Here is a 22,733-nt window from a genome sequence, read left to right as displayed (position 1 = left end):
GGATAAGAGAGTGAGTGGCTGTGCGGAAGCGGCGCTGAGGCTGCGCCTACTGAGGCGTCAGGCGCGAGGCAGCGAAAACGGCTCGTCGTCCTCGCTTAGATCGAATGGATCGATTCCGTACGCGTGCGCAGATGCGTTGTTGGGGGACGATCGCCGTGGGGCGCGAGGCTCTGCCGAGGTTTGCCCGAACGTGTGCCTGCATTCTAGGCAGCGGTAGTTGTGCAGGACCTTTTCATCGATCAATTCGCCCAAGGTAGCACCGGCCGAGCAGCCGGCAGTTCCGCCCAGGACGCCTCCGAGGATGGCCCCGGCGACCGTGCCTAGGGCGGCACCGGGAGGGCCGGCGATGAGTCCGATTCGGCCGCCGAGCGTGCCGCCGATGCGGGCGCCGTTCATGGCAGCGGCAAAACCGCTGGCGGCGCCTGCGATGGCGCCGAGGGTGCCGCCAACTTTGCGTGCGTGGTTACGGGTCACGATTTGCGACGACTGGCAATGTGGGCAGGTTGTCATCATGCCGCTTGCCCCTTGTGGTCAGGGCCACGGTTGGTGCAGCGCAAGTGGCCCCAGAGTGCGCCGATCAGGAACAGCAGGGCAAATACGCAGAGGCTTTCGAGGGAGGAGTTGTTTGGTATCACGATGGCTCCATGGGGGAAATGCAGACCAGGTGGTCTGGAGGCGGTGGCATCCCATCGCTCTCAATGGAGTGATATGTGACTGAGATTTCTTTGAATCAGGGCGCGTTTTCTTGGTGCGAGCTATTCCGGCGATGCGAACTTCGCGCAGCGGCACCGGCGTGCTGATCTGAGTGAGCGAATTTTGAGTCAGTTGCTGTGAGGCAGCTCTCGGTTGGCTTCTGACACTGCAATGCAAAAGGAACAAACAACCGCGCGAATAGCGGACGTTCCCGCTACCGTCCATGATGCACATCGTAGGTCACGGCTGGAGGAGGCGTGAGGCTCACTTTGAAAACTGGAGGCTAAAGCATGGCCTTCAGCCGACTCAAGTCATCCCGACAGGGGCTAACCCGATCAAAACGGGTTAAAACACTATTTAACCCACTGGAAATGGCGTAGACTGTGGTCAGTTGCCGCCACTCTGGCGGCGCATTTCTGTTTGGATGCAGACATGGACGACCGCTGGCTCTCCGTCGATGAAATCGCCGATTACCTCGGTGTCGCCAAAGACACCATCTACACCTGGGTGACCTCCAAGGGCATGCCAGGGCACAAGGTCGGGCGCTTCTGGAAATTCAAGAAGGAAGACGTGGACGCCTGGGTGCGAGAAGGTGGTGCTGCTGCCATCAGTGATGACTTTGACGATAAGGAGCCGCGCAATGCGTAAGCAGCGCTCAACACACGACAACAACGACATGAGCGCCCTTGATCAAGCTGCCCAAGTGCCCGAAAGCGGCCTCGAGGAGGGCAAGGTCTTTGATTACATCACCGGCAACCCGGTGAAAGACAGCGACAAAGAACAGGTTCGCCAGCGTATCGCACGTGCCATCATTCATGAGTACGGCATTGCGGCCGAAGATATGGAGCCCGACTTCAAGGTCAAGGTGGAGGGCAAGAACCGTAAGCTCGACATCGCCATCTTCAAGCCCGGACAGGCTCATACGGTAGACAACCTATCCCGCGCCGTAGTTGTCGAGAAGGAGCCCAAGCTCGGCACCAAGGGGGCATATCGCATGCGCGACCCGGAAGAGGCGCGCAAAGAATTTGAGGTGCTGGAAACTGTGATGGCCGGAGTCGAGAGCTGCGACTACGGCCTTTGGACTAACGGCCTGGAGTTCTTCTTTTTCAAGAAGGAAGTCACCCGCTTCGACACCAAGTTCAAGCCCATCGGCGACTGGCCAATGGGTGACGACACCTTCAGCGTTGAAGGCCGTTCGATGGGGCGCTTGCGCCGCGCCGACCCAGTGATGTTGCGCACCGCTTTCCGCCGTTGCCACAACTACATCCATGGCAACGAAGGGATGCCCAAGGATGCCGCCTTCTGGCAGTTCCTCTATCTCATCTTCTGCAAGATGTATGACGAGCAGCAGCCCAATGCTGCTCGTCGGTTCTGGGTGGGGCCGTTTGAGCCGTTTGAACCCGCTGGGCGCGAACAGATACGTCTTCGCATCAAGCCGCTTTTTGAGGCGGTGAAGAAGAAATACGACGGCCTCTTCAAGGGCAACGAAGAGATTACCCTGTCCGACCGCGCCTTGGCCTTCATCGTGTCGGAGTTGGCACGTTACGACTTCGGCCGTACCGATGTCGACGCCAAGGGCACGGCCTATCAAGAGATCGTTGGCACCAACTTGCGCGGAGATCGAGGCCAGTACTTCACGCCGCGTGGCGCCATCAGCCTGGTGGTCAAGATGCTCGCACCCAAGGAGCATGAGCGTGTGCTGGACTCATCCTGCGGCACCGGAGGTTTCCTGGTCGAAACCTTGAACTACCTGAACAAGGTCTTCCATGACGAGAGGCACATCAAAACAGGGGATGAAAACTCCGAAGAGTTCGTCTCCATACGAGACCGGCTCGCTAACTACGCTGCCAAGAACTTGTTCGGTGCCGACTTTGACCCGTTCTTGGTGCGAGCGGCGCAGATGAACGTGATGATGGCTGGCAACTCGCTCGGTCACCTGTATCACATGAACTCGCTGGAATTCCCGGTGGGACATCTGCCCGGCGTTCAAGCCGCAAAGGAGGCAATCCCTCTTGGCACGATTGATGTCTTGATGACTAACCCGCCGTTTGGCTCGGACATCCCCGTCACCGAAAAGACCATTCTGGAGCAGTACGAGTTGGCCCGTCGCTGGGAGCGGCAAGGCAATGGCTTCGTAATGACCAACGCCATAAAGCCGGCCGTGTCGCCCGAGATTCTGTTCATCGAAAGGTGTGTGAAATGGCTTAAGCCGGGTGGCCGAGCCGGCATCGTCCTGCCCGATGGCATCTTGGGAAACCCTGGTGACGAGTACATCCGCTACTGGATTCTTCGACATTGTTGGGTACTAGCAAGCATCGACTTACCGGTGGAATCCTTCATCGTAGAGGCCAACGTCAACATCCTCACCAGCCTGCTCTTTCTCAAGCGTAAGCCTGCTGAAGTTATTCAGGCAGAGGACTTGGGCCAGAAGAAAGACTACCCCGTCTTTATGGCGGTGGCCGAGAAAGTGGGCTTCGATCGCCGTGGCAACACGCTCTACAAGCGCCATCCCGACGGAGAAGAAATCCTGGTCGATGTTAGCCACGAAGAGAAGGTCCGCATCGGTGGGGGCCTGCAGGTACGCACGCTTTATCGCAAAGAGCGCATCCTCGATGATGACCTGCCCGAGATTGCCAAGGCCTACGCCGAGTTCCGCGCCGAGCACCCGGAGCCAAGCAAATGATCACTCGCTTGGAAGCCACACGCTATCGCTGCTTTGAACACCTAGGCGTTGATGTTGGCGACTTTCGCGTTCTCGTCGGTGCCAACGGCTCTGGCAAGACCACGCTGCTTGATCTGCCGGTGCTTTTGGGCGATCTGCTGCGCGCCACAAACGTGTCTGCTCCCTTCATGGAGCGTCGCCCCGAACTGCCACCGCGCGCCGGTAGTCTGAGCGAACTGGTGTTCGCCGGGCGCGGAAGTGACTTTTCGCTAGCTGTCGAAGCACGCTTGCCAGACGCCGTGCAATCCAAGGTACTGGAAGGTATGTTCGCTCGAAAGCGCACCGAACGGTCGCGTCAGGCATTGCAGGAAGATCGCCGTCAGTGGCCCACCCACATCCGCTACGAAATTGGTTTGCGGATCGGCGCTGACCATTCGCTGCAGGTAGCTTACGAGTACCTCCTTATGTTCCCAGAGTCGGACGGGCCCGACCGCCGCCAGGCGGGTTTTCATGGCGTTGCTGCTGGAAGCAAGAAGCACTGGCATCTCACGTTGAAGCGCGAGATTGGCTACGAATCAGAGTTTACGCCTGAAACACCCCTGGCAAATGCGGCCAAAGTGGGTCTACCCGAAACCCTGCTCGCCATGCCGCGTGTACTGTTCGAGTCTGAGGCGGGCTACCCCGCTGCCCGTTGGTTGCACGGTCTGTTGACCACAGATGCAGTGTTCCTTGAGCCCAACTGGTCGGCAATGCGCCAAGCCAGCCCACCAGGGCAGCCTAAGATCATCACGGCCAATGGGCGCAACATGCCGTGGCTCGCGTTGGAATTGAAGCGAGAAGGCTCGCCGGAAGGAGCGCCTGCTGACTTCCGCAGCGAGCGCTACGCCGACTGGATCGCCCACGTGCAAACCGCGCTGCCGCAGGTGACGGATATCGAAGTGCGTGAGCGTGAGGACGACCACCATGCCTACTTCGTGGTCAGCTACAAGGGCGATTTCAAAGTGCCTTCGCCTGGCTTGTCGGATGGCACCCTGCGCATCCTCACGCTGACGCTGCTGCCCTATCTCAGCGAACACCCAGCCATCCTGGTGACCGAAGAGCCAGAGAATGGCATTCATCCGCGCGCTATCGAGGCCGTTCTGCAATCACTATCGTCCATGTACGACAGCCAAGTGTGGGTGTCATCGCACTCACCCGTCGTGCTGGCCCGAGCCAAGTTGGATCAGTTGCTGTGCGCACGGCTTGCCAGTGAAGGGGGGGTAGAGATGGTCGCCGGTACCGATCACCCTCGCCTGCAGGAGTGGCGCGGTGGCATCGATCTTGGCAGCCTCTTTGCAGCGGGAGTGCTGGGATGATGAACAAACGCCCCTGTGTCATCTTGGTAGCCGACAGCAACATGGCGGCCACCTTCCGTGGCTACTTCAAGCGCGACGGCTGGCACCTCAGCCTCGGCTGTGCGCCCTTTGAAATCAACACCGATGTCGGTGCTGACCTGATCGTGGATGAAGGCGGCAATGATCCGGGTGTTTACACCAAGGGACATGAACTGCTGCGTCCTTACCAAAACAGCCATCAGCGTGCATTGGTGGTTTTGGATTGTGAGTGGGAGGGCTCGCCGGGCAAGGTGGCCATCGTTGAGCACATCACCGCCCGTTTGGCGGCAAGTGGCTGGGCCGAGGATGCGGTCAAGGTGATCGCCATTGAACCGGAACTGGAAAATTGGCTGTGGCAAGACAAGCCGCAAGTGGCGGACGCGCTTCGCTACAAGGACGACAAATCCCTGCGTCAACACTTGGCCGACAACGATTTGTGGCCCCTTGATGCCGCCAAGCCGCCCCGACCAAAGGAGACGGTAGAGTGGGTGCTCAAGCTGACCCGCCAGCCGCGTTCTTCGGCGATTTATCAGAAGCTGGCAGGGCACATCTCGATCAAAGGATGCACGGACGCCGCATTCGCCGAAATGCATGCGGCGATTTTGGCGTGGTTCCCGGTGGAGGTGGCTGCATGACCTTCGCGAGTTTCAAGAATGCGTGCGTCGTCCGTTCCAGCTGGCTGGAAGAAGGCGGCCGGAGGCTGGATTGCAACCCGTACATGTCTGGGGCGTTGGAGGCGCGTGATGCCCTGAAACGCCTGTCTGTCACCGAAAAGCTTACAGATGTTACGGAACGAATTTTTCACGCGGGTCGAGAGGGGCGAATCTGGGTTGAGGATCCCAAGTACGGAGTTCCCTTCATGGGTAGCTCAGACATTCGTGTCGCAGACTTTTCTGCGCTGCCTCTGATCGCAAAGAAGCAGGTAGCGCGCAATCCGTTGTTTACGTTGGGCGAGGGTTGGACACTAATTACACGCTCAGGAACAATCGGCCGCATGGCTTATGCACGGCCTGATATGGCTGGCATGGCTTGCTCAGAACATGTGCTTCGAGTTGTTCCCGATTCCCAGCGCATCCCCCCCGGCTATCTGTACGCCTTCCTCTCCAGTCGCTACGGCGTGCCTTTGGTCGTCTCAGGTACCTACGGCGCGATTATCCAGCACATCGAGCCTGAGCATATCGCGGCCTTACCAGTGCCGAGGTTTGACCCTTCGACTGAAACCGCTATTGCCGCAAAGGTGGACGCGGCTGCGCGTGCGCGTGCTCAGGCAGTGGAGCTGCTACGTGAAGCAGCAAATCGTTTGCACAGCAGGCTTGGGCTCAAACAGGCCACGCCAGTTGCCTCACTGCCCAAACCGGACGTCGTTTCGGTTCCCAGTGAATCCTTCAGGGATCGAGGGGATGCGTACTTCTACGGTGCCAGAAACGCAGAGTCCCGCAAGGCTTTCGATGGTGTAGCCAAGAACCGTCCACTAGGAGAGGTGGCAGAGGTTTTTATTCCAGGCATCTTCAAGCGGCTTTATGCATCCGATCCCCAGTTCGGTAGCCCTTACATCACAGGTGGAGACGTATTCGAGTTGGCTCCGACCTCGGAGAAGTACTTGATGCGACGCGTTGCTGCCGAATATCGCTTGCTGCTTAAGCAAGGAATGGTCGTTGTGCAGGAAGCGGGTCAGCTTGGTGGCCTGATCGGCCGGTCCGTGATGGTGGGCAGCTATCTCGATGGGTTCTCTTGCAGCAACAACATGATTCGTATAGTCCCAGAGGACGATATCGATGGTGGCTACCTCTTCACATTGTTGTCCAGCGAGCATGGGGTTCGGCTATTGTCTCGCGAAGCAGCGGGATCCAGCATCCCGCACACCGATGAGCAGAGGGTCAAGCGAATTCGTGTCCCTTGGCCCTCACGATCCGACCGGGAAGAGATTGGCGCACCAGCGATTCGCGCCCGTGAGTTGAGGGACCAAGCTTGCATCTGGGAGCGTGAAGCACGCGATTTGCTGGAAGCAAAAATTTTGGGAGGGGTATGACATGGCTAGGGTGATTCCCGTAGGTCAGCCGGTCAACGATGCGGAGCGCAGCGCTATCGCTAACCTGCGGGATCGTTTGCCCGATAGCTACATACTGCTTCACAACTTCGAGATCGAACGCCACGGAGAGCGATTTGAAATCGACATCGCTCTGCTGACCCCGCACTCGCTGTACCTCATCGATGTGAAGGGCACGCGCGGCACCATCGACGTGTACGGCAACAAGTGGTATCCCGAGGGGCGAGCGCCGTATCCCTCGCCGCTGGGCAAGCTGCGTGGGCATGCTCGCACGGTCAAGGGCTTGATTACTCAGGCCCATCCAGGACGGCATGAGCTTGACGACATCTATGTGGATGCGGCCATCCTGCTCACTGCGCCGGATGCGCACTTGAGCGACCGCGAGCAACTTGACGTAGACCAAGTGGTGAAGTTGAAGGACGCCGAGCGCTACTTCAAAGATGCCACGCGCGTTCCCGCTCGCTTCTCCAAGAACATCCTTAAACAGCAAGCGTTGGTCCTGCATGCCTTGAAAGTGGTGAAGCCAGCCGCTGCCGTGCAGCGCTTCGGCCACTGGGATGTAAAGGAGAAGCTCGGCGCAGCGCAGGCCTATACCGAGTTCCGGGCCGAGAATGCCTTTGCTGGTGGCACGGCCCGGTTGCGGGTGTACCAGGCGGACCCCTATCAGCCTGAAGAGGTGCGCAAGGCCCAGGTTAATCGCATTTCCAATGCCTACCGGGCGCTGTCCAAGTTGCCCCTGCACCCCAACATTGTTGCCGCGCGGGACTTCTTCCCCACCGACGACGACAAGTCCTTCATCCTGATCTTGGACGATGCGCCCGGACAAGCGCTGACAGTGCACATGGCACGGCCACAGTTGGCGCTGACATTGGACCAGAAATGGCGTGTCGCCAAAGACCTACTGGCCGCGCTGGCTCACGCGCACCACCACGGCGTGTTGCATCGCAACCTCACGCCAGCCGCAATCTTGATTGGTCAGGATGGTACCACCCGCATCACAGACTTCGACTTTGCGAAGCCCAGCGGGGACCGCAGCCTGACGATTGCGGCTGACATTGTTGACCTGGTTGAGAAAGCGTATGTGGCGCCGGAGGCGTTCCGCGAGCCTGGTGCCGCGTCTACTGCGTCGGATGTTTTTTCGGCTGGCGTCATCCTCTATGAGCTGTTCACTGGAGAGCGCCCATTTGCGGGGGAGCCTACCACCGTGTGGGATCGCGCGGGTGAGTTCCTGAACAAGCCCTCCGCACTGCGGCCGGAACTGAATGGCGCCTTCGATGAATGGTTGCAAAGCCTGTGTGCATTTGACGAGCACAAGCGGTTACCCGCTTCGACTGCGCTAGCCGCATTGAATGCCCTACTGCAACCGGCGGTACAGACCACAGCTGGGCCAGTCGAAACGCCGAAGGCCGAGCCCATTGACGCGCCGGAGGATCAAGCCGACTACTTGAATCTGGCTGCGGGCTACCGGTTGACCCACAAGTTCATCATTGAGAAGAAGTTGGGGCGTGGCAGCTTCGGCGTGGTCTACAAGGTGATCGATACCTTGGGTGATGTGGCTCGCACGGTAAAGCTCATCGTCAGCGACCGGCACTCGACCCTGGAGCGCCTGAAGAAGGAATACCGCCACTTGGTGCACATCCCCGAGCACCCGCACGTGGTGCGCGTGCTGGACGCGGACGTGATTCCTGGCCGCGACATCCCCTTTCTCGTGTTTGAGTACGTAGAGGGTTCCGACGTTGGCGACATGATTCAGGATCGCTTGCTGTCACCCGAAGACGCTCTGGAGCTGGGCAAACAAGTGATTGAAGGCTTGGTGCACTTGCATGCACAGGGCTTCCATCACTGCGACATCAAGCCGCGCAATCTCCTGTGGACACAGAAGGGCGCGAAGATCATCGACTTCAACGTCTCGGTGCGTGCCGATGACAAAGAGTCGCGCGGTGGAGGCTCGCGCCGCTATCTGCCCCCAGATTTTGACCCCGAAGTCATTCCGCACAATGGCGAGCGCGCGGACCGCGATCTGTACGCCTTGGGGTTGACGCTGTATGAGGCCCTGACCTCCCGCTACCCCTGGGACACGACCGAGCCTCCCATCAACAAGCCTGCGCCAGACCCGCGGGAGTTGTCAGGCTTTGCCGACCTGGCGCCGGAGTTGGTGAATGTGGTGCTGAAGGCCATTGCACCGCGCCGGGCAGAGCGCTACCACTCCGCAATGGATTTCCGTGATGCCCTGGCCGAGGTGCGCCACGCAAGGCGCATTCAAACGGTGAGCCTGACGGCGATGGCTGCCGCAGCCAGCAGTGGCAATGCGGTGCTGTTCGAATCCGCACCCAATAGCAACGCCTTCGTCTCGCACTTGCTGACGCTCTACAGCCAGAGCCGCCGCAGCAATGCTGGTACGCGCGGCATGGATGCCCTGGGCTTCTCCACCTATGTGGACACGGCACTGGATCGAGCGCTGTTGCCCGCCGTGCTGCTGGGTGAGTTCCGTTTGGTGTTGATATCAGGCAATGCGGGTGATGGCAAGACGGCCTTCTTGCAGCGCCTGGAGAAGGAAGTCGAAGCCCGTGGAGGTTCGGCCAATCGCGGCCTGCCCAACGGCAGCGAGCTGACCTTGGACGGCAAGCGCTACCTGATCAACTACGACGGTAGTCAGGATGAGGGCAACAAGGACAACAACCAGGTCTTGTTGGATTTCTTAGCCCCGTTCAAAGGCAGTGATACCAGCGGTTGGAAGCCTCAAGAGACCCGCCTCATTGCGATCAACGAAGGCCGGTTGGTGGACTTCCTAGCGACGCATGAGAGCGACTTCCCGGCACTGACAGCGCTGGTTCGGCGGGCGTTCTCAACGGGTGAGGCCGACTCAGGCGTGGCGGTGGTGAACCTGAACCTGCGGAGTGTCGTGGCCGATGCTGATGGCGGTTCGATTCTGGAGCGTACGCTGCAAAGCATCGTGCAGCCCAAGAACTGGTCGGCCTGTGAGCGCTGCGATTTGAAGGACAGCTGCTATGCCCATTACAACGCGCGTAGCTTCCAGGACGAAATCGCTGGCCCGCGCTTGCTGGAGCGGCTCAAGACGCTTTACACCATGGCGCACCTGCGGGGGCGCTTGCACATCACGATGCGCGATCTGCGCTCGGCCCTGTCGTTCATGCTGATTGGCAACCGCGACTGCGGCGAGATTCATGCGCTGTATGCGGCCGGGAAACATGATGAAGTCGCCCGTAGCTTCTACTTCAACAGCTGGATGGGCGGCGGGCAACCAACATCAGATCGCTTGCTCACCTTGTTGAGTGATCTCGATGTAGGCAAGCAGGAAGACCCGCGTTTTGACCGAGGGCTGGATTTCGTGCAGCCGGATGACCGCGCCTTGTTTCGTTTTGAGCGCCGGGGCCAGTTCGATTTCGAGGTGTTGAAGCGCTTGTTCGGAGAGCTGCCGCGCGGCTTGTCAGATTCGTCTGTGCGACATCGTGCGCGTAAGCATCGGGGGTATGTGGCGATGGCTCGCCGCAAGCACTTCTTCGAGCGGCGCGACACAAGCTGGGAAAAGATGCTGCCGTACCGCTCGGCCAAACGCATGGTGGAGATCGTTCGTGGCGCTACGCCAATTGATGAACTCACGAGCGAAATTCTGCATGCCATCAACCGAGGCGAGGGGCTGCAGCGACCGGAGCGCCTAGGGGCCAGCTTGGCCTTGCAGTTGCGACAGGTCGAACACGGAACGGTTCGCAGCTACCGGCTCTTCCCGGTGGAGGGCTTTGGGCTGCAGGTGCAAGACTTTGCGGCCAAGGCTCGCTTCGTTGAGCATCTGCCGACAGGCCTGCTGCTGAAGTTCCACGGCCAGGGGGCGGGCGCCATCACCAGTGAACTGATCATCAACCTTGATGTGTTCGAGATGTTGGTGCGCCTGAATGAAGGCTACCGGCCCAGCGTCGAGGAAATGCAGGGCTTCTATCTCTGTCTTGGCGTCTTCAAGAACAGCCTCAACGCACAGCCCTATCGGGAAATTCTGCTGACCACGACCGGCCATGACTTCTATCGCCTGGCTCGCCATGACGATGGCCGTGTGGAGATGCGTTTGCTGCGGGGGCCGGTAGCGGATATGCGTAAAGAAGAGGCCATAGAACACGGCGTCAGGGGGAAATGATGGCATTGCAGAAGAAGGACCGGGAGTTCCGACTCCCGAAGATCAGCTATCTCGACTTCAAGACCATCGAGATGGACCGGGTGCTCACGGGCCTGTTTGAGCGCTTGGAACACGGCGGCTATCCCAGCGTGTTTCGCGACAAGCGTGAGCTGACTGTGGGCAAGTTCGTGGACGACATCCTCGACGCCAGCGACAAATTCTTGGGCTTCACGCAGCACCGAGACATGGTGGAGCGTTGGGTGGAAACCCACCTGATGGACATCGTAAACCGGGGCAAGAAGAATGCGGCTGTGGCTGGCCCTCGACCCCTGCATGGCTACACCTACCGTTTTCGCAACCCCAAGCATTCGCGTGACTACGGCGCGGCCCAGCACCTCTATCAGATGCTGCACCACGCTCGGAATCTTTCAGGCCACAAAGCCATTGAGCACCTGAAGGGCTTCTTCTTTGATGGCTTCGACAAGCTAACGCGCGAGCTGAATGACAAGGCACTAACGGACATCGAGACGGCCACGCTGCTGCACTTCTTGTCTCAGCGTAAAGACACGGCAGACACGCGTGCAGGAGGCGACCGCTTTGCGCCGGTGTGCATTGGATCGGCAGACTTGATGGCGGAGGATATTCAGCGACTTCTGTTCTACAAGCCCTTCATGCCCCGCTCGGTGATGGTGGAGTACCTGAAGGTGCTGCTCTCGTTCCACTTGGCGCTGTATCACCTGCGCTTGTTGAAACTGCTGCCTGCCTGGCAGAAGCTGGAGGGCGCGAATTCGCTGTGCGCAGAGTCGGCGTGCCCGATGAAGCCGCGCGAACAGCGTGATCCGCAGGGGGACTGCCCCTACAAGCTGGGATTGTTTGTTGACCTCTCCGGCAGCGCTGAGTCAGCAACGGCAACGCTCGCTGAGCGCAGTGCCGATGGGTATTACCGGCGCATCCCAAGTTTCGTCCGCGCGTACTTCGTTGCCAAAAAGCTCGACGAGTTCTCAGAGCATCTTGTCCGACGTGGCAAGTTGATCCGCCCCTTGAACTCGGTATTCTCCGTTGGCGAACTGTACGGGCTGCAAGGTGAACCCTTCGCGGAAGAACGTAACAAGTTCTTCGGCGAGCGCCTGGCCGGGCTTCTGGAGTCCCTGTCGGAAGGGGATGCGGGGTTGGATGCCGAGGTAGCGGCCATCACCAAGATGGGGCTCTCGGATTTCGAGACCTACATCGAGATTTTGGTGGCCCTCCGTGGCGCCTTCCACAGGAAGTACATCATTGAGTCGCTGGACGCGACGATGCTAAAGAACAAGTCGGGAGCACTGCTCGCTCAGACCCGCGCACGGAACGCTCCCCGACGGTTCGCGCTTGAAAGCCGTCTGCTGGAAGTACTTCTGCAGATTGCAGTCTTGCGCCCAGGAGGGGAGCAAGGCTACTTCACGGGTGAGATGCGGATCGATGATCTGCTGTCCTTCCTGCGTGAGCGCTACGGCCTCTACATCGATCAGTTGCCGCCCGGCGAAGGGTTCGCAACGCCCACTATCGACGAGCGGAAAGCCTTGCGAAGCAATGTGCAGGCCTTCACCGGACGCCTCCGAGAGATTGGTTTCTATCGAGACTTGTCCGACGCCTATGTGACCCAGACAGTTGTGCCGCGCTACACGATCGCAGAACGAGCCGAAGGAGCGCGCACATGAGCCAGGGCCTGCGTGAACTCACCAGTCAAGAACTGAACGCGGCGCTTGAGTCCGTCTTGCTGCCGAGGCTGTCCAAGCTTCTGGCTGCCCGCGACCTTGGGCATTGCATGCGTGTCACGGATCTGGACCGTGAGCTGATGATACGTTTGGCCGGTGGCCTTCGGGCGGCCGTTCCTTCTGCCAATGTGGTGGTGTTGGCAGACGATAGTCTTCGGGCACTGGCGCCGGATTTGGCCGTCAGCAGCACCAAGCTGGTCGAGCTACGGAACCCGCTGCCCAACGACGAGCTTCGGCCACCGCTGCTCGTGTTTGTGCCAAACGATCTGCGTGCTTCCGCAGAGGACTCTTTTGGGGTCGCGACGTTTGAAGAGGTGTCAATTGACGGCTCCTACGCCGAGCTGAATGCGCAGCTGATCACCCAGGTTCCAGCCAATCTCCGAGTTGCAGTCGAGGCATGTTTGAGTGAGCTGCGCCGCGGTGATGCCCGTTGGCGATATGCCGATGATGCCGCAGTGGCCCGGTACCTGCTCACCTGTCAGGTCAACGACTTTGATCAGGAAGCCATGGGCGCGGCACTGTTCGAGCTGGCCCTCGTGCCTGATTTTGAGCTGTTCCAACAGGCCGAGCGTGCCCCTGTGCGGGTAGGGCGCAACCGCGAGTGTGTCGAGCGCGTCACGTGGTCCACCAAGACGGAGCGCGTCCGCGCCCTTGAATTGGGCTTGCTTGATCCAGCTTTCTGCAAGCAGTTGGGCGAGTTTTTTTCGCGGGTCGGCGTTGCCAATCCAAGGGAGTGGACGCAACTCGTCGTCCGTGACCGTGTGCATTGGCCATTAGCCTTCAACAAGTGGCTGTTTGAGGATGGGGGCGTCAACCCCGACGCCATCTACATCGGCGATGTTGTCCTGCCAGACTTGCCGGTGGTGAAGGATGACGACGAAGACCCCCGTTTGGCAGAGCTGATTGGGCATAGGGTATTGCCCATCTCGAAGACCGGGTTGAAGAAGTTCAGCGTCTCGTTCCGAGTCGATCCCGTGCCATCAAAGGTGGAGGGCTTGTCTCGGTTTGTGGCGGAGGTGGTGTCGCGTGACAACGGCCCAACAGGCCTGCGCCGCCGCAAAGCGGCATGGGCCAAAGGCACCGATTCAGGGGTGATCGCCTTTTCGTCGATTGGCAAGATCGACTGGGAAGAAGGCTGGCACTTCGTTCGTGTGTATGCGGAAACCGAGGATGGTGACCGCATTCCGCTCGCCGATGGCGAGGGCAATCCTGTTCGCTTCAACAGCGATGCATCGGAAGCGCACGCCAATGCCAACGACAGCGATCTCTTCTATGTGGTCGCCGATGATGAGGTGGAGGTTGAGCCTCCGCAACGCGCGGTACCGCGAGAGCCTAGCCTGATGCACGCCTTGCTACGCGCGCGATTTGCGGCTGTGGCGCAGGATCGAGACCCCAGTTCCGTTTCGATCACGGGCTGTGCTTGGGTGGAGCGAAGCAGCAAGGCTGCGGCCAGTGGCGAGACCTTGGAGGTTCGGCTGGGCAAAGAAGGAAAAGCGAACGTCTTGGTGTCTGGTGTATTGGCCGGCCTGGAACGTGCGTTTCTTAACGACCCGGACGGCATCAATCGATTGAGGCTGTCGGTCAGCGCATCTGGCGTTGCTACGCGCTCAACGATCTCCTTCAAATGGCCTGTCTCCGACGAGGCGACAAGATTCCGTGAAGCTCGGGCAACACTCTTTGGTGCTGTCTTGCAGGGCGATCAGCGTCTGATCATGCAGGCCAGCGATCTTCTGAGCTTGCAGGAGCCCGTTCAGAACTATGCGGCTGCCTATCTGACTTGGATCGATGCGGTACTGGTTCGATCCGGCTCAACCGATGCCGCCGTCGTGCGCCAAGCGCTGGACGAGTTGCGTTGCGCACTCACCATCGATTCGGTGGCTTTGGTGCTGGAGGACTATCAAGGTAGGCGGCGCGACGCCGTTCTATTGGGCCCGACGCATCCTCTGCGTGCGAACTGGCATGCCGCGTGGAGCCAGCTTGGACAGACCTGGGTGGAGCGCACTCAGGCGAGTGGCCGCGAGTTTGTGGTCCCAACCCGCGACGCGGTGATCAAGCAGCTTGCGCCTGCCGCTTTTCCTCCGGTGCTGCCCTTCGGTGAGGAGCTTGGGCGCACCGCGCTGGCAGTGGACAACATCAACCCGTTCTGGTCACTGTATGCAGCGACTGACGAGAAAGACCCTCGTGGTTTGGTTGGGGAGGTATGTGCCGCGCTCGGCCTGCCGGAGCCTGCCATCGGCGGCGCGACCATCGACAGCGCCTACTTGGCAGCTCGGGTACAGCGCTATCTAATTCAACACCCGTATGTTGAGACTCTGACAATCAACGCGTTCAACGCGGGGCGAGCGGGGGCCTTGGCCGAAGTGCTGCTGGCACTGCAGCGTCATCCCGAGTTTGCTGATATTCGGTACGACATCAGGCTGTTCGTGCTCGATCCGGCTGCGCCCTCGACAGGGGAAGCTTTGCTGGAGCTGTTGGCGCCGGATTCTGGAACGAGCGCAAAGGAGGCGGATGCATTCTCAACGCCGACTGACAGCCATCTACACCCGAAGCTGCGATTGGCAATCCGAGCGATCAAGGAGTTTCGAGACGACCCGGATTTGCATTCGGCACATTTGTCGTTCCTGTTTGACTTGTTCCCTGCCGAAGAGATTCGTGCCGTAGACGTTCGTGACTCGGATGATGCCTCCTTCGTCCATGGCCTGGTTCAGCCCTTTGAGGTGGATTACCTGGAGGACGAGCAGTCTATTACTTGGCTTCGTCGCCCGCTGCACGGTGTCGCGGAGCCGATTGAGGGGGCGGAGGCGCTGTCCGATCTGATGGGGGGCATCTCACGTGCAGCATCGGTTGCCGTGGCAACCGTGGCACGCAGCCAGTACTTACCGCATGCGCGGCCTGTAGTGGCGTTGAGTCTGTCGGCAGACGAGCGAGCAATGCTTCATCAGGTGCACGAGGTCAGTGATTGGGTGCTCACGATTGACCGAAATCTGGGCATCGAGTTTTTTGACCATCGGCGGCACTCCACACGCCCTGATTATCTGATCGATCACTCCCCCGACATGGCCAATGCGATGAGCCATCGGTTGGCAATTACTTCGCGCTCTGTGGCTGAGCTGGAGTCGTTGTTGGTGCCCATTCTGGGCGAGTACGGTCTGCCAAATACGGGGCGCCATGCCTTGGTGATGCTGGATCAGCTGCGCTCGCTGTCTGGCCGCTTGGCCCTGAAGTTGTTGTCGTCGTCATCGCAAAGAGCTGAGGCGATGGGGCTCGCACTCTCCCGCTTGTTTCTCGAACATCAAGGCGTTTTTCAGAACCAGGTCGTGGTGCCGTTGGATGCGCATTTGGAGTTGTACAAGCCCCTTCGGCAGAGCGCCGAAGAGATGGGGGATGAGGTTAACTTCCGGCGAACTGATCTTGCCCTGTTCGATCTTGATCCGGCCAGCCGCGAGTTGACTTGCAGGTTGGTCGAGGTTAAGTGCTACAGCCAGGTTGGTGATGTAGCTGCCTACGCGCAATTGAAGGCGTCCATTGCTGAGCAAATCGGGCAGACGGAACAGGTTCTCGCCTACCACTTCGACCCCAAGCACGCTGAGGTGGATCGCCCGGATCGCCCGATCAAAAACCGTGACCTCGCAGCATTGCTGGGTTTCTATCTGGATCGCTCAGAGCGGTACGGCGTCGTCCTGCCTGAGGCGGCAGAAGAGGCGCACTACTTCTTGCGGCGTTTGGATGAGCGTCCTTACACGCTGAAGTTCACGCGAAGCGCTGTGGTGTTTGACTTCAGCAAGCCAGGCACAGAACCGGCCGAGCATGAGAACGGCATAGAGTTCTACCGAATTGGCAGTGATCTGATTCGGCAACTGGTTGAGTCGGCGGTCACCGACACAGAGACTATCGCCAGCTTGCAGGTCGCCCGGTCCGCAGATACGGCACGGGAAATCACTCAGGAGCTGCTGCGCCGCAGGGAGTTGGCTCCAGCCGTCCCGACCTTTGAGACTGCAGCCTTCCTGAGCCCGCCTCGTGATCGAACGCTGGCTTGGGATGACAGCCCACGGGTTACCTACCAGCCGCCCGAAGTTGTCCCTGCCGCGCAGGCGCGCGAATCGGAGCCTGCCGTGGTGGTGGCCCCTGTGGTGATTGCACCTGCTCAGTCGCCAATCGCTACGCCAGAACCGACGCCATTTGCAGCGGATAATCAGAAGCTGACTCAGGTGCCGGAGGACGAAGTGGTGTTGGCAGCGACAGTCCCCGCCGTCGCGCCTGCATTTGAGGCAGTTGCAGCTCCCGGCAGTCGGGTTGCCTACGACATCATGCTCGGCGCGACCGGATCAACGCCTCAGTACGGTTTACTTGGTGAGGTGTCTGGGCGCAAGGTTGCGCTAGACCTCAATCAGACTCACACCATCAGTCTGTTCGGTGTTCAAGGAGGCGGGAAGAGCTACACATTGGGTAGCGTTGCGGAAATGGCCTCGCTGGCTATACCTGGCATCAACTGCCTGCCCGAGCCGCTGTCCACGGTGATCTTCCACTACAGCCCGACCATGGACTACAAGCCAGAGTTTACGTCGATGGTGGGCGCCAATAGCGTTGAGGACCAGGTTCGCGCGCTGAAGGACGTGTACGGCGCAGAGCCGAAGGCCCTGGCCGATGTATTGCTGCTTGTGCCAGCAGACAAGATCGAAGAACGGCGGGCGGAGTATCCGGATATAGAGGTGTCGCCGCTGCAATTTTCTGCGTCGGAGTTGAAGGCCTCGCACTGGAAGTTCCTGATGGGGGCCGTGGGCAATCAGGCCACGTACATCCGCCAAATCATGCGCATCATGAAGTCCATGCGCGACGACATCAGCTTGGAAGGGCTGCGTGCCGGTATCGAAGCTTCGTCCGTCCCTGATCACTTGAAGGAGCTGGCCAAGATGCGCCTAGACTTGGCCGCCGAGTACATCAACGATTCGACCTCACTCACCGAGGCGGTTAAGCCTGGGCGCTTGATCATCGTGGACCTTCGAGACGAGTTCATCGAAAAGGATGAAGCTCTTGGGCTCTTCGTTGTGCTGTTGCAGCTGTTTGCAGATGCTCGGATTGATGGGCGCAGCTTCAACAAGCTAGTGGTGTTCGATGAGGCCCACAAGTACATCGAAAGCCCAGACCTGGTTGCCGGGCTGATCGAGGTGGTTCGGGAAATGCGGCACAAGGGCGTGAGCATCATGGTGGCCAGCCAAGACCCACCATCTGTGCCGGTCAGCCTGATCGAGCTGTCTAGTCAGATCATCATGCACAAGTTCAACTCGCCTGCCTGGCTGAAACACATCCAGAAGGCCAACGCTGCACTCGGCAATTTGACGCCTGAGCGCATGGCTCAGCTTAAGGCCGGTGAGGCCTACATATGGTCAAGCAAGGCCACTGACGAGTCATTCTCAAAGGGTGCTGTCAAACTGCGTTGCAGGCCCCGTGTGACGCAGCACGGTGGCGCCACGCGGGTGGCGGTCAGCGATTGATGACTGTCTGATTTTTAACGAGGAGATATTGGGGGCTGGCGCGGCCCCTAAGTGTCCGGACAAAGTTATGAGAGAAACTTCGGGTTGAAGATCGAGAGGTCAATTGAGTGAGCCGTGGATCAAGTGTCAAGCGGTATCTCAGCTCGGCCGAAGTTCGGAAGCTTTTCTAATACTAGACCTTCCTATTGTCTATAGAGATGCGACGATAGGAGGCGAACGGTGCCCTACAAACTACCAAGAGAAAACAGGGAGCGTTGCATGACCGATGAGGTGATTCATGTTGTGGCCCAGGAGGCATTGGAGACCTTCGGAAAGGTGGAGTCACTAGCGCAAGAGCAACTGACATCTGCGCAGCGCTCGGACCCCCGCAACAGTTTAGCGATTCAGCAGTCACTGAACAACCGGGCTGCAGCGGACAATCTGATATCTATCGGTGATAGCAATACACGCGCGCTCTTGGCATTGGTCCGAACGCCGGCAATTGCTCGCGTGGTCGTAGCAAGTGAAGATGGCCAGCCGGACACCTACTACATCTGTCGTAGTACGGGCATTGTGGTCCCGGGCATCAAGTTGGCAGGCTATCGGACCGATCTCGGTAGGCTCGCATCGCTGAATGTTGGTGACGAGGAAGAATTCGCGATCGGTAAACGGCTCGTCTGGCTGAAGGTGTTGGAAAAGCTGGAACTCCAGCCTCATAAGGCTCAGGAAGAATGGGATTCCTTACCTTCCGTATGGCGCCGGGAGTCTGAAGTTCCATTGACCATTCAGTCGCTCAGAGAGTTGATTGAACCCCCTGCGGAAGATGCCGGTTTCATGGCCATTCTTGATGCCGGGAGAATCGATAACAATGTGGTCGAAGGGCTGACCCACCAGATCCGCACAGCCATGACTTTGCGGGATCAAGCGGTTCTCGATAAGTTTCAGGATGAGATTTTCCGCTTGCCATTAGACCGTCGGCTCATCATTCTGGGCCCGCCCGGGACGGGCAAGACTACGACGCTGATCAAGCGCTTAGGTCAGAAGCTGGATCAGGACCCGGCTGTAGACCGTGATGGAGCAGCTGAGTCTCGCAAGGGCCGGTGGGTGATGTTCACACCCTCGGAATTACTCAAGCAATACCTAAAGGAGGCATTCGGTCGCGAAGGAATAGCGGCGCCGGACGAGCGGATCAAGACGTGGGCAAAGCGGCGTCACGAACTTGCCCGACAAGTCTTTGGCATCCTCAAGACCAGTACTGGCGGGACACTTATCCTCAAGGAGGACAAGGACCATCTGCCGGCAGTCGTAATTGAGGATCCGCGTTCTTGGTTCGATCAGTTCCGCATTTTCCACCAGCAGCGGGTAGCCGCAGCATTGGAACAAGGGGTGGCGACATTGCATGATGTGTCGCCCGGAAGTGCTGGTGCCCTGTTGCAACGCATTTCGGGCCTGTTACCAGCATTGAAGGATGGGAAAATTCTGAACGTCTACTCTAGGCTTCACGAGTTGGAGGAGGACATCGAGCCGCTCCTCAAGCAGAGCAAGGCAAAGACGGAGAAGTGGATCGAAGAGCAGGGTGGTGTCCTGTACCGGCAGAACAAGTCGGTTTTCAATGACTTGAACGATTTTCTCGAATCTCTCAACCAGTCTGACGAAGATGAGGATGAGGAGAACGAGTTCGACGATGATGTCGGCGACGCAGTCGTCCAACAGCCAAGCGGCAACCCCGCCCAGAAAGGCTTCCAGGCGTACCGGCGCTTCCTGCAGTCATATGCTCGGAGCCGATTCAAAGGCCGGCAACCTAGCAAGGCGTCGCGTGCTGCTCGAATTCGGGATTGGGTGGGGGATCGCCTGCCCGAGAATGAACGATTGAAGGCCCTCGGCGAGGAGATGACTTTTCAGAATGCATTGCGGCGCTTCCGAAATGCGTGGAAGCGCTATCTCCTGGATGTGCCTCTCAGCTACCGTGCTTTTCGGCGGCAGTGCCTCGCACAAGGCGGTTTCGAGTATCGGCGTCCGGAGGCAGTGGCACATGTCGATGCGACGGAACTGGATGCTATCCTGCTGCTGATGCTTCGCTCAGCCCGTGAACTCATGATGCTGGGATTTGTGCAACGCAGACTCGACGAACCGAAGTTCGGTGAGTTGCAACGAATAGCCGGGCAGTTCCAGCAGCAGGTGCTGGTGGATGAGGCAACGGATTTCTCCGTGCTGCAATTGGCCTGCATGGAGGCACTGACGGATATGAAGACTCAGTCGTTCTTCGCGTGCGGGGATTTCAATCAACGTATCACAAGTCATGGCGTGCGCAGCCGAGAACAACTGAGCTGGATCTCGGCGAGGCTGGAGGCGCGTAGCATCAATACCGTCTATCGTCAGAGCCGCAAGCTCAACGCCTTTGCCGCTGAACTGCTGGCCCTTATGGGCGGCGATGTCTCGGCTCAAGCGCAGTTGCCCGAACATTCAAATCATGAGGGCGTTGCGCCAGTACTTGCCGAGCTGATTCAAGAGTCCGATACGGCGTCTTGGTTGCTGGCGCGCATCAAAGAGATCGAGAACACAGTCAAGGACATGCCCAGCATCGCCATACTTGTGCCGTCAGAGGATCAAGTCAAGCTAGTGGCTGAAGCACTAAATCAGCGGTTGGAAGAAATCAACATGCGGGCTGTCGCCTGTGTGGATGGTCAAGTGTTGGGCGATCAAGGTGATATCCGAGTTTTCGACGTGCAGCACATCAAGGGGCTGGAATTCGAAGCTGTGTTCTTCGTGGGTGTAGACGCATTGGCTGAAACCAAGACCGAGATCTTCGACCGTTTCGTGTATGTCGGTGCTACGCGTGCGGCAACGTACCTAGGCATGGTGTGTCGGGGTGGTCTACCGGAACGGTTGCGGCCACTCCGGCCGCTGTTTGTTCCCCAATGGCCCGTGTAGCGAGGTCGGTGTCGGGGGAGTGGCTGGCACCTGCTGGCAGATCGTTACTCCCCAGAGTAACAATCCCAGCCTGCTCTAACATCCAGGCTTCGATTTTATCGTGCCACATCCGTAGCATGTCGAGCGGTCGGCGCCGGTAATGCTTTTCGGCCAGCGCCGAGGGCTTATGCCCCTGAATCTGGGCCACGACGCCAACCGGCACCTCACACCATTCGGACAGCGTGCCGAACGATCGACGCAGGCCGTGTAGCGTCACATGAGGCAGACCGGCTGCTCCAATTGCCTGGTTGTGTGCGTAACGTGGTTCGGCAATCCGTCCCTTCTCGGAGTTGAGACTGTGAAACACCCAAGGTGACGGTTCCCATTTCTCGCCGCGGGCTTCCAGGCTGCGCAGGCGCCGCCTACTGGGCGGCGTTTCATTGAGGCGCTTCAGATCGAGCAATAGGGAGGCTAGGTAGGGTGTGAGAGGAATCACACGCCCGGTTTCGATCTTGTCTGCGATCTGGAGACTTCGCCACTGGAAGTCGACATTTTCCCAGCGCAGGGCAGCGAGTTCTTCCCTGCGCGCGCCGGTGATTAGCAGGCCCTGCAAATACGCGGACTGTACAGGATTGTGCAAGGCGCGGACGGCTGAGAACCATGCCGCGAGTTGCTCCCTTTGCAGGCTGTCGCCTTCCTTGGTGCTGGTGCCCGGCAATGCCCCCGTGACCTTGGGGGACGTGCAGCAATCCGACGGAATGATGCCCGCGTATTTGTCCTCGCCTTCGCACCACTTAGCGAAAGCCTTGAGCATACGAAAGCCGTAGGCAGCGCTGGTCGGCCGAATAGGCACCTCGGATTCCAGCCATGCCGTAACCGTTTTGGCTGTGAGGCTGGACAGCTTCAGGGCCATCAACGGGTAAAGTGGACCGCGCTCCGTCTTTTTGCCGCCCCGTTTGGTCAGTTCGCCGCCTGCTGCAGCGAGTTTGAGGTGATCGTTGATATAGCCTGCGGATCTCGGTTTCTTGGTCTTCGGCGAGATTTTGGTGCGCAGGACGTCGAGATAGTCAGCCCACGCGTCGGCCACGGTCACGCTTTCTCGGATCGCCGTTGCTCGTCGTGCCTGATGACTGGCACGCTGTTCCGCCTTCACTTCGCGCGGGTCGTGGCCGGCGTCGATGAGTGTCTGCAGTCGGCGTGCTTCTTCCTGGGCCTTGCTGATGGTCCAGCTACGCGGGTCGCCAATGGTTAGGCGGACGGTCTGCCCGTGAACCTTGCCTTGGAAGATGTAGGACTTGGCCCCACTCGCGGTGGCGCGTAGTCCTAGGCCGGGAGATGCTGAATCCCACATGAAGGCTTGTGATTTGCCCTGGGGGCATCGGTGCGCATCGACGCGCGCGGCGGTGAAGTTGACCTTGGCCATTCTATGTAACCTCCATGTAACCAGATTGTGCGGTATTCAGTCCATTTCGGTCAACGCGGAAATCAACAGGTATAGTAAGGAATCCCTTTATTCATGCGGTTTTTTGCGGTTACACGGATGCCGATCAACATCGAGAAATACCGTTCTTTGGTGATTTGTAATCATCAGGTGGCGGGTTCGAGTCCTGCAGCCGGCACCAGATAAAACAAGGGGTTACAGCAAGCGCTGTAACCCCTTGTCCGTTGTAAACTGCTTGGTTTTTCGATCGGAAACCGGC

The 22,733-nt window shown here is 58.9% G+C and carries 11 protein-coding genes; 9 read left to right on the top strand and 2 right to left on the bottom strand.

Annotated features, from left to right (window positions below; translation table 11 throughout):
• Nucleotides 1-57 precede the first annotated feature (57 nt).
• Nucleotides 58-513, bottom strand: coding sequence for a hypothetical protein (locus BM115_RS21995; protein ID WP_218158053.1), 456 nt, complete (start codon nt 511-513; stop codon nt 58-60).
• A gap of 612 nt (nt 514-1,125) precedes the next feature.
• Between BM115_RS21995 and BM115_RS21990 the strand changes: the two genes are divergently transcribed.
• The 9 genes from BM115_RS21990 (at nt 1,126) to BM115_RS21950 (ending at nt 21,054) form a co-directional block, all read left to right on the top strand.
• The gene (locus BM115_RS21990) at nt 1,126-1,341 is read left to right on the top strand and encodes a methylation-associated defense system helix-turn-helix domain-containing protein MAD1 (RefSeq protein WP_092299192.1); all 216 of its coding nucleotides are present in this window, start codon (nt 1,126-1,128) and stop codon (nt 1,339-1,341) included.
• Nucleotides 1,334-3,376, top strand: coding sequence for a methylation-associated defense system DNA methyltransferase MAD2 (locus tag BM115_RS21985; protein WP_218158052.1), 2,043 nt, complete (start codon nt 1,334-1,336; stop codon nt 3,374-3,376). The genes BM115_RS21990 and BM115_RS21985 overlap by 8 nt, the downstream gene beginning before the upstream one ends.
• Nucleotides 3,373-4,710 (top strand): methylation-associated defense system AAA family ATPase MAD3, encoded by a 1,338-nt coding sequence (locus BM115_RS21980; protein WP_092299189.1) that lies wholly within the window; start codon nt 3,373-3,375, stop codon nt 4,708-4,710. Before BM115_RS21985 ends, BM115_RS21980 begins: the two co-directional genes overlap by 4 nt.
• Entirely contained in the window at nt 4,707-5,363 is a 657-nt protein-coding gene (locus BM115_RS21975) for a methylation-associated defense system protein MAD4 (RefSeq protein ID WP_092299186.1), read from the top strand. Before BM115_RS21980 ends, BM115_RS21975 begins: the two co-directional genes overlap by 4 nt.
• A complete protein-coding gene (locus tag BM115_RS27165; protein WP_143093930.1) occupies nt 5,360-6,757 on the top strand; it encodes a methylation-associated defense system restriction endonuclease subunit S MAD5 in 1,398 nt (465 codons plus the stop codon). The genes BM115_RS21975 and BM115_RS27165 overlap by 4 nt, the downstream gene beginning before the upstream one ends.
• Nucleotides 6,711-10,922, top strand: a complete 4,212-nt coding sequence (locus BM115_RS21965; protein ID WP_218158051.1) for a methylation-associated defense system protein kinase MAD6 — start codon at nt 6,711-6,713, stop codon at nt 10,920-10,922. Before BM115_RS27165 ends, BM115_RS21965 begins: the two co-directional genes overlap by 47 nt.
• Complete coding sequence (locus BM115_RS21960; protein WP_218158050.1) at nt 10,919-12,595, top strand: methylation-associated defense system protein MAD7; 1,677 nt, start codon at nt 10,919-10,921, stop codon at nt 12,593-12,595. Before BM115_RS21965 ends, BM115_RS21960 begins: the two co-directional genes overlap by 4 nt.
• Nucleotides 12,592-18,144 (top strand): methylation-associated defense system ATP-binding protein MAD8, encoded by a 5,553-nt coding sequence (locus BM115_RS21955; protein WP_092299177.1) that lies wholly within the window; start codon nt 12,592-12,594, stop codon nt 18,142-18,144. The genes BM115_RS21960 and BM115_RS21955 overlap by 4 nt, the downstream gene beginning before the upstream one ends.
• 258 nt (nt 18,145-18,402) lie before the next feature.
• Complete coding sequence (locus BM115_RS21950; protein ID WP_092299174.1) at nt 18,403-21,054, top strand: ATP-binding domain-containing protein; 2,652 nt, start codon at nt 18,403-18,405, stop codon at nt 21,052-21,054.
• On the opposite strand, the gene BM115_RS21945 is transcribed toward BM115_RS21950, so the two are convergent.
• Nucleotides 20,954-22,456: a tyrosine-type recombinase/integrase gene (locus BM115_RS21945; RefSeq protein ID WP_092299171.1), complete on the bottom strand. Its 1,503-nt coding sequence runs from the start codon at nt 22,454-22,456 to the stop codon at nt 20,954-20,956. The two genes, BM115_RS21950 and BM115_RS21945, sit on opposite strands and share 101 nt — an antisense overlap.
• Nucleotides 22,457-22,733: the final 277 nt, after the last annotated feature.

Origin of the sequence: Cupriavidus sp. OV096 (genome assembly GCF_900115455.1) — a bacterium.
Taxonomy (GTDB): domain Bacteria; phylum Pseudomonadota; class Gammaproteobacteria; order Burkholderiales; family Burkholderiaceae; genus Cupriavidus.
This window is presented reverse-complemented; position numbering and strand designations above follow the sequence as displayed.

Excerpts from the sequence above, each read along its gene's own strand:
- BM115_RS21955 (WP_092299177.1), top strand. The coding sequence starts at position 12,592 with ATGAGCCAGGGCCTGCGTGAACTCACCAGTCAAGAACTGAACGCGGCG.
- BM115_RS27165 (WP_143093930.1), top strand. The coding sequence starts at position 5,360 with ATGACCTTCGCGAGTTTCAAGAATGCGTGCGTCGTCCGTTCCAGCTGG.
- BM115_RS21995 (WP_218158053.1), bottom strand. The coding sequence starts at position 513 with ATGATGACAACCTGCCCACATTGCCAGTCGTCGCAAATCGTGACCCGT.
- BM115_RS21975 (WP_092299186.1), top strand. The coding sequence starts at position 4,707 with ATGATGAACAAACGCCCCTGTGTCATCTTGGTAGCCGACAGCAACATG.
- BM115_RS21980 (WP_092299189.1), top strand. The coding sequence starts at position 3,373 with ATGATCACTCGCTTGGAAGCCACACGCTATCGCTGCTTTGAACACCTA.
- BM115_RS21960 (WP_218158050.1), top strand. The coding sequence starts at position 10,919 with ATGATGGCATTGCAGAAGAAGGACCGGGAGTTCCGACTCCCGAAGATC.
- BM115_RS21950 (WP_092299174.1), top strand. The coding sequence starts at position 18,403 with ATGACCGATGAGGTGATTCATGTTGTGGCCCAGGAGGCATTGGAGACC.
- BM115_RS21990 (WP_092299192.1), top strand. The coding sequence starts at position 1,126 with ATGGACGACCGCTGGCTCTCCGTCGATGAAATCGCCGATTACCTCGGT.
- BM115_RS21985 (WP_218158052.1), top strand. The coding sequence starts at position 1,334 with ATGCGTAAGCAGCGCTCAACACACGACAACAACGACATGAGCGCCCTT.
- BM115_RS21945 (WP_092299171.1), bottom strand. The coding sequence starts at position 22,456 with ATGGCCAAGGTCAACTTCACCGCCGCGCGCGTCGATGCGCACCGATGC.